This is a genomic window from Flavobacterium salmonis (assembly GCF_903819435.1).
GTDB classification, from domain to species: Bacteria; Bacteroidota; Bacteroidia; order Flavobacteriales; family Flavobacteriaceae; genus Flavobacterium; species Flavobacterium chungangense.
Map to the genome: position 1 here is coordinate 1 of NZ_CAIJDP010000074.1, position 14,570 is coordinate 14,570.

The window sequence follows — 14,570 nt, forward strand, 5'->3', positions numbered from 1 at the left end:
GATTTATACTTAAGTAAAATGTTAATAAGTGTTAAAAAGACGCTAATTAATAAAAAAAAACCTATAATTAACAAACAAAAAACTAAAAAAAAAGTTTAAAATTTTAATTTTTATTTGTAAGTATTTGTAAGATAATGCTTTGTGATTTTTTTAATTTTATAATTATTTTTTAAAAATGTTGCTAAGTTTGGAAACTATATATTTTGAAATTTATTAAAAAACGTATCAGCTATCCCGAAAAGTTAAAAAAAACAATCTTCTTTTAACAAGTTATATAATACCATTTCATATTATAAAATAATAATTACATTTGCCTGTAAATGACCCAAATTCTCACGAAAATTAAAATGAATAAAAAGTTACCTTCTTTCAATTTGCAGGAGATGCTAATTGTATTGGCTATAATCGGAATCTTACTTTTAATAGCATTGCCGAACCTGATGCCGCTCATAACAAAAGCCAAAAGTGTAGAGGCTCAGACACAGTTAAAATCGATATACAATGCGGAGAAACAGTACTATTTTATGTATTCTAAATACAGTGCTGATTTTACTGAAATAGATTTTGAGGCACCTAAAACTACAAAGGATAACGGTGCTGCAAATTACACTTATGAAATTGTACAGTCAAGCAACAATGAATTCAAGGCGAAAGCTACTGCTATTACTGATTTTAACGGTAACGGGGTTTTTAATGTTTGGGAAATAGACCAGAATGGGGTTCCAAAACAAATTGTTGCCGACTAATGTGGGTTCTGAAACTGATACTTATCTTTTTGCTTTTTACTATTTTATATCAGGATTGTAAGGAAAGGCTGGTCTATTGGTTTCTATATCCAATGGTAGGTATTATTGCTTTGACAATACAATATTTTATACTGCCAGTTAATTCGATATTGTTGAATATTGGTACAAACCTGATATTGGTGCTGTTTTTATTATCGGTTTCTTATATGTATACAAAACTAAGAAAAATCGAGTTTAGCAACTCATTCGGATTAGGAGATGTATTATTCTTCATTTTTATTTCGTTCACTTTTTCAACAATTTCCTTTTTTGTACTGTTTATATTTTCATTGTTTTTTTCGCTTTTGCTGCATTTTGCCTTGTCGCAAAAGGACAGGGAAAAAACAGTACCACTGGCTGGTTATATGTCGTTGTTTTTTGGAGTTGTTTACGGAATCACTTTCTTCTGTGAAAGTAACTTTTTATACGCCTGTTAACAATGACAAATTTTGATATTCCAATAGAGTTTCAGCAGCTGGTAAAATCGGAGCAGGCATACCATTACAGAATAATTCCTGCTGGTAAATCAGACGGTTTTGTGGTTTTAAAAACCGATACCGAAAATATTGATAGCCTGCAGAATGAGCTGGCAGTTTTGTTGAATTTTCAAATCAAATTAGAGAAGGAGAGTACTGAAAATATCAATCGGTATTTAAGTACAAATTATCGTAAAACAAATTCAAATCGTGTTTCAGACATTCATTATACGAATGATTTTCTGGAAAAAATTGTGGTAAATGCTAAGGAAATCGGAAGCAGTGATATTCATTTTGAACCTTACGAGAAAAATGCACGTGTACGTTTTCGTTTGGATGGAAAACTCAAAGAACAATTTCATATTTCGGTTGAAGAATATCCGATCATTGTAAATAAAATTAAAATTCGTGCCCAGCTTGATATATCTGAAAAGAGATTACCTCAGGATGGGCGTATAACAATTGTAACTGATTATCAGGATTTTGATATTCGTGTATCGGTTTTACCAACATTGCATGGAGAAAAAGTAGTACTTCGTATTTTAAGTAAAGATACCAGCCATATTGATATTAATTCTTTGGGTTTTACAGAAAAAGAATTAACTGCCTATTTAGAAAATATTAAAAGACCAAACGGAATTGTACTTATTTCAGGTCCAACTGGATCGGGAAAAACAACCACCTTATACGCAACATTAAAAAAGCTGAATTTGCCCAATACCAATATATTAACTGTCGAGGACCCTATTGAATATACTCTGGAGGGAATCAATCAGGTACAGTTAAAAGAAAATATAGGGCTGGATTTTGCGACAACTTTGAGAACTTTCCTTCGACAGGATCCTGATATTATTATGGTTGGGGAAATCCGGGATGTAAATACAGCAAATATGGCCATTCGTGCAGCTTTGACGGGCCATCTTGTACTATCGACAATACATACCAATTCTGCGTGGGCAACCATTTCAAGGCTAATTGATATGGGAATACCGTCATTTCTAATAGCAAGTACACTCAATGTAAGTGTGGCACAAAGGCTTGTTCGAAAGCTTTGTATTCATTGCAAGACAGAAGAAGAAGTTTCAAAAGAGCTTTTTCCAACAGGATTTTCTATACCTGAAAATCTTAAACAGCACCATGTTGCTGTAGGATGCGAAAACTGCTACCATACAGGCTATTCAGGAAGGAAAGCGATTTATGAGATTTTACCCATCGGGAGTGAACTTTCAGCATTAATTAAAAATAACCAATTGGATATTAATAAATATCTGGAAGAAAATGAAATCTTCACATTGAAAAAAAATGCCTTGTCCTTAATCAAAAATGGAACAACTTCTATTGATGAAGTTTTTTCCTTACTCTTATAGAAAATATTAAAAGAAAATAGCCGATTAAATTCATGAAAAAAATAATTACATTTTTATTACTATTAATTTTTCAAATTTCGTTTTCTCAGGAAAACAGGATTTTACAACTTAAAAATAATATTGAAGCAATAAGTGCTGATGCACCCGGGCTTACAGAAAAAATTAATATTAATATTAAAGAATCTTCTCTTTCAAGTTTTTTGATGGCAGTTTCTGAAGTTCATAAAATTAATATTAGTATGGCTCCCAATTTAAGCCAGATTAATATTGTGAATAATTTTACGGATGTCTTGGTTGGTGATGTTTTATTATTTCTCTGTAAAGAATATAACTTAACAATTGATTTCACAGGAAATATACTTTCTATAAAATCATATGTAAAGCCTGCAGAAAAAATACTAGAGAAAGAAATTGAAGTTTCTTATGATTTGCCTAATAATTTACTTTCATTGAATTTAAAAGGAGACCAGTTGTATGGAGTCTTCAAAAAAATAATGGATGTAAGTGATAAAAATCTTGTTTTTGCTCCCGGATTAGAAAATCAATTGCTGACAGTTTATATTAAAAACATGCCTTTTGATGCAGCATTGAATAAACTTGCATTTGCTAATAATTTATCAGTTTCTAAATCCAGAGATAACTTTTATGTTTTTGACCAATTAGATGGTAATTATTCTAAAGAAACAACTACAGATGCCAATTCAATTCGTCAAAATAAGCCCCAGCGTTCACGAAAATCAAGTTTCTTTTTTACGGTAGTAGATGCAGAAAAGAAATTACTGGATGTTGATTTCGAAAATACTGCAATATCAAGTATTGTGTATGATATAGGACATGAGCTGGGTATTGATATGTTTATATCAAGTCCGCTTGATAATGCAGGAACTGCAACTGTTAAGGCAAAGAATATTTCATTTGATGCCCTGCTAAATAAATTATTTGAAATTAAACAGGAGGGAAATTCAGGGTTATCAAACGCAAATGCACAGCAATCCCAATACAACAACAACAACAACAACAACAACAACAACAACAACAACAACAATAATGGTGCACCTCAGAATGCAAGTGGTTCTACGGGGTTGTTTACCTATATGAAAAGTGGCTTGATTTATTATTTTGGGACAAAAGACCAATTAGTTGTTAGAACTATTAAGGTAATTCCGTTAATGTATCGTTCAATTGACATTCTGAGTGATCCGTCTAAAGAAGGCCGAAGCGCAGGAAGGTTAAATAACAATACAAACAATACGAATTATTCTAATTTTAATTCTTTTGATAATAACAATAACAACAGTAATAGAACGGGAAATTCCAATTATCAAAACCAAAATAGTAATTTCAATTCGGTCAGCAGCAGCAATTCTTCATCTTCAAGTAGTCCTTCAGAATCGATTCTGAGCATAATCCCTGATGAAATAAAAAAGGATCTCGATATTAAAATTGATAAGGAACTGAATAGCTTTTTAGTAAATGGCCCAGCAGCAAACATCGAACGTTTTGAATCATTTGTAAAATACATTGATAAGGCAGTTCCTGTCATATTGATCGAAGTGATGCTTTTGGAGGTCAATAAAAGTGCTACAGTTGAAACCGGAATTAAGGCAGGAATAGGAGAGAAACCTGTTACTACAACAGGGACTGTATTTCCGACTGCTGATATTAACTTAGGAGCGCAGACAATAAACAATATTATCGATGGGTTTAACGGATTTGGGTCTTTGAATATAGGAAAAGTAGTTCCTAATTTTTATTTGAGTCTTAAGGCAATGGAGAGTAACGGAAATTTAAAAATCCGCTCCTCCCCAAGATTGTCGACATTAAACGGGCATAAAGCATACTTGTCTATTGGAGAAACGACTTATTATGTGGTGACGAATCAAAATTATTATGGTTCGCAGATTCCGCAGGCATCAGAAGTTAAAAATTATCAGCCTATTGATGCTGAGCTCTCTGTAACTATCATGCCCTTAGTTTCCGGAGACGGACAGATTACAATGGACGTAAAAGTTATCCAGTCCAGTTTCAACGGACAAAAAGTAGATGAAGATGCGCCTCCGGGTATAAACTCCAGAGAATTTACTTCTATAATCCGTGTGAAAGATCAGGATATAATTGTATTAGGCGGTCTGGAAGAGTCTGTAAAAAACGATTCAGGAACGGGAGTACCTTTATTATCCAGAATTCCGATAATCAAGTGGTTGTTTAGTTCCCGTAAACGCGAAGATTCTAAGAAAAAATTATCAGTATTAATTAAACCTACGGTTATTTACTAATGGGAATTCCATCCTTAAATAATTTGTTGCTGGGCAGCCATTATATTGGTATAGAGCATTTCACTTTAAATAATGAAGAGAAAATTTCTTTGTTGTTAGTAGAAAAGAAAAAAGAAGGTCTTGTAATTTCAAAAAAGGACAGGGTAAATTATAACGGTAAGATTGCTGAGAAATGGGATGCCAAACTCCCTTTTTTCCTAACGGTCAATACCAATCAGGTAATTCAAAAAGAAGTATCCTCAATTGATGCTTCTGACGAAAAATTATTGCACAAAGCGTTTCCCAATATAAGTTGGGACGATTTTTATTTCGAAATCTGGCGCTTAAAAACAAAATCAATAATCGCAATTGCCAGAAAATCGTATTTGCATGAAATAGTTTCATATTATGAAAACCAAAAAATAACAATTGCCGGAATCAGCCTGGGTATTTGTTCAATAGCAGATATTATCGATTATGCAGATCAAGCTGTTTTACAGACAAATCATCAGCTAATCTCAAGGCAGGAAGAGCAACAAATATTTTCCTCACGTGTTCAGGATTCAGTAATTACATATAATATAAATGACCTTCAGATAGAGAACAGGCAATTGCTGGCTTTTTCAGGAATTTTGCGGTTGTTTATGAATGCAACTGTAAATACAGGTTCTTTAATAACCTATAGTGACGACCTATATGATGGTTACAATCAAAAAACATTTTTTGCTAAAGGCTTAAAAATGGCAATTGGAGTTTTGTTGGTTATTTTGGTTGTTAATTTTATTTTTTTTACACATTATTATAAACTGGCTCAGGAAACTGCAGAAACATTATTGGTAAATAAATCTTCCATTGAGGATGTAAACAAAATAAAACAAAGAATTATAGTAAAAGAAGAAAAGGTTAAAAATATTGTTGGAAAAACAGCTTCTCAAAGTTCATTGATTATTAACGAAATTGCGAATAGGGTTCCGTCATCAATCTTATTGACAGAAATGACTTTTAATCCATTAGAGAAAAAAATTAAGTTCGAAGAACCGATACTTACCCAAGAGAATACAATTACCATTTCAGGAGCAGCAATTGCCAATGATGCATTTACAAATTGGATTGAAAATATTGAAAAGTTAAATTGGGTAGATAAGGTTTTAATAACACATTTTGGAAAGAACGATTCGAATGAAACGGTGTTTTCAATAAAATTAACCTTAAAATAATATGAGGCTCAATAATAAAAACAAACTGCTTATAGTCGGGTTTCTTTTAGTGCTATATCTTTGTTACTCCTTTGCAATATCGAATACAATAAATTACTATAAAGAATATAAAAACAAACAGGAAGAAATTACCGCCGATAGCAATATGCCCAAATTGTTGAAGCAGCTTATTCAAAAAGAAAAGCAATTAGATCATATATTAGCGAATTATGATATAAATGTTTCAGAATCGTTTCAGAACGATTTATTAAGACAGTTGACTTCTTACGGTGACAATTACCAGTTAAAAATCGTAGATTTTCAGCAGCCACATATTATATCTCAAAAAGGATTCACAACAACGAGTTATATTTTTTCTTTAGAAGGATCTTTTAATGGATGTTTGGCATTACTTAATAACATAGAGAATAATCGTTCAATGGGAAATATTAAATATCTTAATTTTATCAAAACAAGAAACTTTAAAACTAATATTGATCAATTGACAGTAGAGGTTATTATAGAAAAAAAACAGTGATATAAAGTAAAGTACTTTTTTTTTATAATCATAACTAATGTGTAATATAGCAGTGTTACGAATTTATTTCTTTAATTTTTGATAGATCAAATCGGTCAATGGCATTCTTATACTGAAAGAAACTCATCCAAACTTTTTGTTAATTTCAGGATTATGAATTCGTTTCAGTCCTGATAAAAATGAAAAATAAAAGTATTTAAGAGTGATAAGTTCCAAAAAAAACAAGTTTAATATTTTTTTGGCAATCACATTTGAACCAGTCTGCGTATTATTTATTAAAGATGAGATTATCATAATATCAATGCAATTAAGGTTTTGTAGATAATTTAAATATGTTAAAAAATATTTTATTAGTATGTTTAAAAAATATTTTATGGTTTTCCAGCCAATTATCAGCAAAGGTAAAACTTATGAAGTAGATGAACTTTGCACTTATATCAGACACAAGAAAAATTATATCTGGCTGGTTTATGCATTGGAAAGGAATTCTAAAACAGTTGTCAGTTTTAATGTTGGGAAATGAACCAATAAAACGCTGAGTCGTGTTTTGGAAACTCTAAAATTATCAGAAGCTAAAGAGACATTTACGGACAGATTGAAAAACTATCGATATTTGATCGAAGAGAAACTACATTCAGTAAAACGTTTCGGGACAAACGATATTGAAAGAAAGAATTTGACACTCAGGACTCATCTGAAAAGACTCAACCGCAGGACAATCTGCTTCAGTAAAAGTTTAGTAGTTTTGATTGCCATATTAAAGATTTATTTTTGGATTTGAGCTTTAAAATATAAGAACAATTCTCTTACCAAAGTTCGTTGAAAATACAGGCGTTTAAATTTTTTAAAAAATTGAAGCAAAATTTATCGAACCACAAAAAAGCCTGAGAAATCTAGATGAGGGCACTGAAAAAGTCCTTTAAAATTAAAAAGGTAATTTTACAAGTAAAATGGAGGCTCTGAGAATCGTCTGTACGAAAGTGTTCTCCATCACCTATCCGAATACAATAAACTACCTCGGGGCAGAGCCACCGAGGTATTAGAACAACGAGAGCTGTTGAGAATGTAATTTCTTGTATTCTTTCTCTTTACCTTGTGATTTCACATAAATTTGAATCGTATTTTCATCTCCATGACGACCAACTGTATTTACATAATAACCTTTAGACCAAAATTCACCTCCCCATAATTTCTGCTTTACTTCTGGATGAAACTTAAAGATTTCTTTTGCAGTAATACTCTTTACTGTCCTGATAATTTTTGTCGGACTCTCTGTCGGAACACTTTGAATCAGAAAATGAACATGATCTTGGTCAGTGCCAATCTCTATAAACGATATGTCATAACGCTTAGCGATTTCCAAACAAATATCTTTCAACGTCTTCTCTACACCTGAACTAAAAACAACACGCCTATATTTTGCTGGACAAACAAAATGATACAACAAAACAGAAACATTATGGCTCTTATGGATATACTCACTCACATAAAAATAATAAGAAAAAAAACGAAGCAGAGCTTCGGGGAATTAAACCCTTAGAGATTAAAGAAAAAGAGGTTGTTTTCATATTTGAAAACAACCTCTTTTGATAAATAGCCACTTTTTCAGTGCCCTCATCTAGATTTCTCAGGCTTTTACTTTAAAGTTTAGCGGGAATAGGACTCGAATCTCTTAAAAAAAATCACTAACAATAGAAAAGGAGTCTAAAAGTTTCGAACCTAAACTTCTTAGAGCCTTATTTTATTGGATTTCTAGTTTCCAAAAATACCATGTGCCACGATTATGCCACAAAACTTAGATTGGTGGATTTAACAAACAATTTTCCGTTTAGAAATTAAAGGGTATCTATACTTTTGATAGGAAGGAGGAAAGAGGTCTTCGAACTGAAATCTAATCCCAGTAATACTGGTGTTTATCAGTCAAATTTATCGTAAACTGAGAGGTTAAATCTATAAGTTGATATGAATCAGTGTCTTATAATTGAGCATTATAATTGCTCCGTTTTGTAGACAGTTTGAGTCACAAATTATAAAACCTATTGCAGACTATGTGATAAAAAATCCTTTATTATCACCTAGACATTGTCCATTACCATGGCCCGCAAAATATACATAATCGTATTTATTACCTTCAGATAAAGCACTTGATAAGTCTTCTAAACTTTTAACGTCCTTATGAGCCGGTTCAATATTATAATGTTTTGCATGACAATACATGCTTAGGCAGAATATCTTCAATAAAATTTTCTTCTATTTCTGTAAAAATTTTTTCGCAATGAGAACAAAAGACATAATCGACAGAAAAAGGCATCTTTTTTGCCTGCTCAATTTCTTCTTCAGTAGCTTCTCGTCATACGGTTTCTTGTAATTTTGCAATTGAAGTTTCGCACTGAAAATTAAATTCCACAAATGCAGTGTCATTTGACAAATCAAAATAAAATCCTGCTTCTCTTTCATTACCGCCATTCAGGTTTAAACAACTTCTTAATAATTTTATCTGTAAAATAATGCGCATTTTTGTTATTAGCTTATCTGATTGTGCATTACGAACATCTCAAATTTCACTAAGGTTTTAAATAATTTTCAAGTATATCTGCCGCCTCTGACAATGCTTCTATTGTACTTACTGACTGTAGACATTTAACCTGTTTCAAAAGTGTTTTAATATAATCTGTATTATTACCAATAGCTTTGAAGTAATTTGCAGAAATTCCATAGTAACGGGCTCCCAAAAGTTGCGATTTAGTTTGTGTACTCATCTTTTCATTGACAACAACATCTGCAAGGACTAAATAAGATGTAGCAAATGCAGCTTTATCAATATCTTGTAAGTCCTGTTCATTTTTATTCTGCAGTTCTGAAATTACTTTTTTTGCCTCCGCATTAGCCGTCTTAAATTGCCAGCTCTCTGAGTAAGTAAGAGCTAATTCAGACCTAATAGATAGATTGGCTGGGGATTTAATTAACAGGTATTCGTAAAGATCCTGTTTAATTTTTGCCAATATTCCGGGTTGCTTTTCCTTGTAATATGCAACCAATTCCTTAGCTAATTCATTAGGATGCTGACGCACAACATTTCCCATTTCTAAAAAAGGCTGGATAGCTGAAAATGTTTGTAGCTTTTCTTTTTCTAAAAGTTTTATTAGGTACTCTATCCTGCCAATAGTTTCAATTTCAACTGACAGTTTTAATTGAGACCACCCCAGATAGGGATTCTTGCCACTTTCAGCGATGAAGGCTGAGATAAAAAATTCCTTTTTTATCTCCTTGTATTCATCAGAATCTGGCAAAAGCTGCGAATTATCAAATATAATCCGTCGCTCAATACCCTCGCTAGTGCTATATTTTGTATCAGTTAAGGCTACAACAGTTTTAAAATTACCCGCATTTAGTTCGTTGTTATGACGCTCTTTATATCGTTTTGCACCAATTCCTAAAAACCCGCCTTTTTTTTTCTCAACTTCATATGGCCTTAAATTTACTTTTCCTGAAAGCCTCACTGTCACCTGATCACCAAGCGTAATGGAAGGCTTATATGCTCCTGTTAAAATAACTTTTACCGGATTTGAAGCTTCATAACTAACTATCCCCTCCTGAATTTGAGAGTAACTTAAAAATGGTAAAATTAATATTAGAAATAATGTCTTATTTGCTAAATACATCCTGTGTGTTATTTTTGTTAATAATTTCCTTTAAATCACCCGATACTATTTTATTATTTTTTTTTGCCTCATCCAGACTTTCTTTCATTGATTTTGCTTTTTCCAGAGTCAGGTCTATTCTAAAATCCTGCTTTAGAATTTCACTGTATTCAATATGCACCTGATAGGAAGTCTTGGATTGTAGCTCTGGGATATAATTACTCTTTTTATACTGATAGAAAAACTGCACAATAATATTTTCAATATTTACTGAGGTTGGATTTGCTTTTACCGTAATTTTCCATTTAGTATCTAAGTCATATCCCTCAAAGACATTTTCTTTATATTCCTGGGGTTCCCATCTCTTTTGCACACTTTGCGGAGTTTCACAAATATTAGGCGTTCCGTCAGTATTGATTTCTATTTTGTTTGCTGTCATGGAACTAGTCTGCTTTCGAAGAACAGAAATATTACCAGATTTATTTACGGAAATTCCGGGGTGGAATATCTCTAAATTAGGTCCAGGAGAATTAACAATGCCATTTCTGTTATTTAAAGCTGCCATAGCTACAGATATCACTTTTGGTTCAATATCAGTGATTTCATAATCCCGAATATTATCTCTTATATATTTTGGCATGTCTATATCAAATTCAAAATCATCAATTTTTTGGCCATTTTTAATTTTCTTTTTCCATTCGTTAAACTCATACCACTTAACAATAAACGGACTGCTATTTTTATCTATTTGGAATGAATGTGTTAAAATATCGACGCTGCCATATTTAATCTTTTTTGCAGTTTCACCATCAGTTATAAGGGAATATTGCTTCCTCCAGTAAGCTTCGATTAGATCTAAGTCCTGTCTCATACTAGAAATATCTGGCTCCTTTATCCAGCTGTAAAGATTAATGGATTGATCAAGTGTGAGACGAATATTAGATTGATCTTTTTCAATTATGTCGGCTAGCTTATTTTTTGGCCCGTACCAGAATGTACTTGCTCTGAACAATCTGGTGCAATAATAACGGAGTTTTTCGGTGTAATAAAAAAAAATGGGCAGTTGGTAACTGAGCTGAGTTCTTCTTTCGATCTGTTCGTCTGCAATCATATCAAATTGCATTTTTGAAAATTCTTCCTTTTGCTTATTTGCAAGTTCTAAATTTATATCAGCAATATCTTTTTCAAAATTAGCGATCTTCCTGTCAAAGCTGTTTGATTTTAGTTTTTCCATCTGATCGAGAAGTTCGAGATGAAGAGATTGCTGCTCTTTGTACAGATTTTTCAAATTGTCTACAATATCATAACTATCCAATATGTTTCCCGCGATTACCAGACCCTGGTTGGCCAGTGTACCATAGCCTGGAAAGGCCATATTGATCGCATTAGCAGCCATTTCCCTAGTTGTATCATCTTTTACACCATTCGATGCATCGGCTTGATAAAACTCTTCCGGGTTCAGTAATGGCTTTTTTTTAGGTATTCTACTATCATCCATATAGGCTTTGGCCACGTTTGCACCTATAAAAGTTTTCTGGCCATCCGTTTTAATAGAATTAATTATATCTAATTTACCATTAACCTGGAGTTTATCGATGACTTTTTTATAAATTGATTTAGTATTATATATGCTTTCAGGCCCCAGAAAACTGTACCATTCAGAAACTTGTATATGTTTCATAAGATCCTTTCTGAGAGAGGCATCACTAAATAGTAAGTTCAATTCACTTAAGTACTTATGACTTTGTTTCTCTATACTGTTATAGGCAAATATAAATTTTTCTCCTCCCACAAAAATTGAATCTTTTTCTATACTAAATATTTCTAATCCATCGATATAAATCAGTAACCTATTCTTAGATGGACTAGATAAAATTGTTGCTTCACCTAGTCGACTGATCAGAAGATTGTCGTCCTGTATATCAAGCAGTGTCTTTATAACTTCCCTGGCTTTTGGAGGAAAGAACAATAAGCCCATGTCAGGTGTTTTAGAAAATAGAGCCATGAGAAGTTTCTTTTTGAGTTCCAGACTATCCTCTGCTGAAAGAGTGTTGCTTATACCTGTCATTATAAAGCCCTGTATCTTAAAATCATAAATCTGAGGCCATAAATCCTCGCTGAAAATAATGTCTCCCAATGCCTGCGTTATATTTCCTTCCTTGTCTTTTTCTATTTGTTCTATGATTGATTCAATAGGCTGTGCATTATCACACTTGGCTTTAAGAGTATTGATATTATTTTGTACATCTACTGGAACAGTTTTTTCTAAAAGTTGAGTTCCAATCTGGTAAAAAGAATCATATTTTTTTCTTCTAATGTTCTCGCACACCTGCATATATAAACCACCATAATCTTTCCCTTCAGGAAAATAACCTGAATTTCCCATCCAGTCCATAAATTGAGATACATTATTTAGGTTAGGCTTTTTTACAAAGTTTGCCGCCGCAATCATTTTTTTTGCATTATCCTCAAATTTTTTTACATCCGCATAATTACCTCTTATTTTCTGGTAGTTTTCTTCCAGAGTAGTCCATTCATTTTTTGGAATAATTTCCACATTTGAAAGCGTTGTGCCTATTGTGACAAGATTGTCTGCACTTATACCTTCCTTAATTACCGTATTAAGAGCCGTAAGTGCCTTTTTTGATTTCTGATAATAATCTATAGAGAGATTGGTAAGGTTAACGAAATCATTCTGAGTGCCCAAAATAGAGTTCCTTAATTCTGCATTATTTGTTAAAATACCAATCCCAACAGCCTTAAGATTAGCGTTAAGATCTTTAGAAGGATCTATGGGAATTCTTGTTATGGACTGGGTAACCATTGATGATATAGTCCTTTTAATTTGAGCCTCATTTTTATCGAGTTGTTCATTAAAATTTTTCACTTTATTTTCAATCTCTTTATTTCTAAAACCTATTTTAGAAATTCTTGCTGTTATTGCCTCATCCTGTGCCTCGTAGAAATCTAAAGCATAGTCTTTCTTCATTTTCTCAACACTGGCAATGCTGCTTTGATAAGATTTAGTAGTTTTCGCTATATTCTCTTTCATTTGTTCCTCATTAAGCAGCTGCATCTTACCTACAGACACCTGTATCGCATTATATATATTTTGAAAATTTTCATATGCCTGCTTGAAATTTTCCAATTCTGTCACTGGAAATAGCGGTATTGTGGAGAAATCCTGTCCCCAAAAGCTATATCCCTGACTAAGTAGTGACTGTCGATACTCAATATCCTTACCTAATAACTTATAATATGTAGCGTACAGCGGATTAGCTTCCTCAAGATTATCATAATTGATCGAATTAGATAAGTTAGAATTAAACATTTTTGCTGCTCTAGAATAGTTTTTATTTGCAGCGGCGGTATCTTCTTTTATGAATTGTTCATCAGCCATCTTTTTATACGTATAGGCTAATTCGTATTTTGCTATTTCAAGATAATTATCAATTGTATAGCTGCATATTTTACCATAATCTTTGTCAACAAGAATTCGATCATAGATGCGTAAATCATTGACTGCTAGAGTGGAATTTTTCGCAGAATTAAGCATTATAAAAAGATGAGGATCCGATTTTGTTTTTTTTAAATTATCCTTAAAAAATATGTCAGACTTTTCAGAAACTGTCTGTATTTCATCAACTGAATATCCTACATACTTAAACAGCTTTAGTCCATATTCTTTTTTGGCATCATAATAAACAGACAGCAGATACCAAGTATCTTTTTGTAATTGTACCAATGTCGAACTTTCTTTTAACTCCACATCTTTTTGTTTTTCTAGCATAAGCGAAAGTTGATCATCTTTCAGGCAAGTTTTAAGAATTAAACTTTTATCGGCCGAAAGGTAAATTTTTAAGTTTTCGAATGCTGCAGATTTACTAATAGTGTCATTCTTGTTCTCAGATATACGAAACCAAAATACAGCATTACGTTTCTCCGGTTTATCTTCGAGGTCCAGGTAACTAATAAAGGAACAAGATTCTGAACTTAACACAATGCTCTGGTCACTAGGATAATTAAGATTTGCCTGCACAAAATATGGATTATGTGAACTGTCCTGCTTGAAAGATATTCTTTTTAGTGTAACGCTGGGAACGCTGGCCCCATCGAAAGGACTGTAAAAAACAAGACCAGTACTTAAACGTCCCGTTTCTGACCCTTGTGAAAAAAAATAAGTGGGAGTAATTAGAAAAATTAATATCAAAAGTATTTTTGGATTCATATATATCTATTGTATTAATTAATTTGAAATATTTTTTTTTTAAAATAGTATTATGATATTACAAATGAGATAACCGCCGGCATA

12 protein-coding genes are annotated in these 14,570 nt (G+C 32.4%); 8 read left to right on the forward strand and 4 right to left on the reverse strand.

What is annotated here, in order from left to right; all coding sequences use genetic code 11:
- The first annotated feature begins 347 nt into the window (after positions 1-347).
- The 8 genes from FLACHUCJ7_RS14465 to FLACHUCJ7_RS25380 all read left to right on the forward strand — a co-directional run bounded on the left by FLACHUCJ7_RS14465 (position 348) and on the right by FLACHUCJ7_RS25380 (position 7,398).
- Complete coding sequence (locus FLACHUCJ7_RS14465; protein WP_180909372.1) at positions 348-746, forward strand: type IV pilin protein; 399 nt, start codon at positions 348-350, stop codon at positions 744-746.
- 29 nt (positions 747-775) lie between these two features.
- Positions 776-1,222: a general secretion pathway protein gene (locus FLACHUCJ7_RS14470; protein WP_230408835.1), complete on the forward strand. Its 447-nt coding sequence runs from the start codon at positions 776-778 to the stop codon at positions 1,220-1,222.
- 2 nt (positions 1,223-1,224) lie between these two features.
- Positions 1,225-2,628 (forward strand): GspE/PulE family protein, encoded by a 1,404-nt coding sequence (locus FLACHUCJ7_RS14475; protein WP_180909374.1) that lies wholly within the window; start codon positions 1,225-1,227, stop codon positions 2,626-2,628.
- A gap of 32 nt (positions 2,629-2,660) precedes the next feature.
- The gene (locus tag FLACHUCJ7_RS14480) at positions 2,661-4,904 is read left to right on the forward strand and encodes a type II secretion system protein GspD (RefSeq protein ID WP_180909375.1); all 2,244 of its coding nucleotides are present in this window, start codon (positions 2,661-2,663) and stop codon (positions 4,902-4,904) included.
- Positions 4,904-6,100, forward strand: a complete 1,197-nt coding sequence (locus FLACHUCJ7_RS14485) for a PilN domain-containing protein (protein WP_180909376.1) — start codon at positions 4,904-4,906, stop codon at positions 6,098-6,100. The genes FLACHUCJ7_RS14480 and FLACHUCJ7_RS14485 overlap by 1 nt, the downstream gene beginning before the upstream one ends.
- Before the next feature lies 1 nt (position 6,101).
- Positions 6,102-6,617 carry a general secretion pathway protein gene (locus FLACHUCJ7_RS14490; RefSeq protein ID WP_180909377.1) on the forward strand — a complete coding sequence of 172 codons (516 nt, stop codon included), beginning with the start codon at positions 6,102-6,104 and terminating at the stop codon, positions 6,615-6,617.
- A 355-nt stretch (positions 6,618-6,972) separates the two neighbouring features.
- The gene (locus FLACHUCJ7_RS25375) at positions 6,973-7,140 is read left to right on the forward strand and encodes a hypothetical protein (RefSeq protein WP_230408836.1); all 168 of its coding nucleotides are present in this window, start codon (positions 6,973-6,975) and stop codon (positions 7,138-7,140) included.
- 12 nt (positions 7,141-7,152) lie between these two features.
- Positions 7,153-7,398, forward strand: coding sequence for an IS1 family transposase (locus FLACHUCJ7_RS25380; protein WP_262891027.1), 246 nt, complete (start codon positions 7,153-7,155; stop codon positions 7,396-7,398).
- Between the two features lie 258 nt (positions 7,399-7,656).
- Here FLACHUCJ7_RS25380 and tnpA read toward each other — a convergent pair whose 3' ends face one another.
- The 4 genes from tnpA to FLACHUCJ7_RS14515 form a co-directional block, all read right to left on the reverse strand.
- The gene (tnpA, locus tag FLACHUCJ7_RS14500) at positions 7,657-8,103 is read right to left on the reverse strand and encodes an IS200/IS605 family transposase (protein WP_180909378.1); all 447 of its coding nucleotides are present in this window, start codon (positions 8,101-8,103) and stop codon (positions 7,657-7,659) included.
- Between the two features lie 864 nt (positions 8,104-8,967).
- Positions 8,968-9,132, reverse strand: coding sequence for a hypothetical protein (locus FLACHUCJ7_RS14505; RefSeq protein ID WP_180909379.1), 165 nt, complete (start codon positions 9,130-9,132; stop codon positions 8,968-8,970).
- Between the two features lie 49 nt (positions 9,133-9,181).
- Positions 9,182-10,279 (reverse strand): hypothetical protein, encoded by a 1,098-nt coding sequence (locus FLACHUCJ7_RS14510; RefSeq protein WP_180909380.1) that lies wholly within the window; start codon positions 10,277-10,279, stop codon positions 9,182-9,184.
- A complete protein-coding gene (locus FLACHUCJ7_RS14515) occupies positions 10,263-14,486 on the reverse strand; it encodes a hypothetical protein (protein ID WP_180909381.1) in 4,224 nt (1,407 codons plus the stop codon). Before FLACHUCJ7_RS14515 ends, FLACHUCJ7_RS14510 begins: the two co-directional genes overlap by 17 nt.
- Positions 14,487-14,570: the final 84 nt, after the last annotated feature.